The 542-nt window shown below is 50.2% G+C and carries 1 protein-coding gene; it reads left to right on the top strand.

Translation table 11 applies throughout. The annotated features are described in order from the left end of the window. Positions 1 to 17: 17 nt before the first annotated feature. On the top strand, positions 18 to 542 hold a 525-nt coding region (locus tag AC27KL_RS28140), incomplete at its 3' end, for a type VI secretion IcmF C-terminal domain-containing protein (RefSeq protein ID WP_487171807.1).

The following is a 542-nucleotide window of genomic DNA, read 5'->3' as shown; positions in this document are numbered from 1 at the left end:
AGGGTTCCTCGTCTAAATTGGAAAATAAGGTTATTGCTCAAACCTCCAAAGCTATAGAAATGAGCGTGGGGGATGTATGCCGCAATAACTTTCAAGGCCGCTATCCTTTTGCAGACAGCGACCGCATGGCTAGCCTGAGTGATGTGGAACGTTTCTTTGGCTCCGGGGGAACCGTGGATAATTACTTCAAGAAGAACCTTGAAAGCAAAGTGAATACGGAATCCTCACCATGGCGTTATAAAGGCAGTGAAAGTGGCGAAGGCTTAAGATTTTTCGAAAAGGTCGCGGCGATCAGAGAAGCTTTATTTGACAGCAATGATGGCAGAAAGGTGGCATTAGAATTTTCTGCCTCCGTGCGCTATTTACCGCCGTCGATTACCCAGCTGATTATGAATTTCGATGGTGACGCGATGCGTTATTCCCATGGGCCAGTGACACCATCCTTCTTTAAATGGCCGGGCACGCGGCAGGGAACGCTGGTCAGCCTGACCGCCCAGCGACAGCAGGCCTCAGCGCTCCCGAACATTATTTTGCGTGGCCCG

The sequence above is a fragment of the Paenibacillus sp. YAE3 genome (assembly GCF_057546105.1).
Note: the sequence above shows the minus strand (reverse complement) of the source record. Positions and strands in the feature narration are given on the sequence as shown.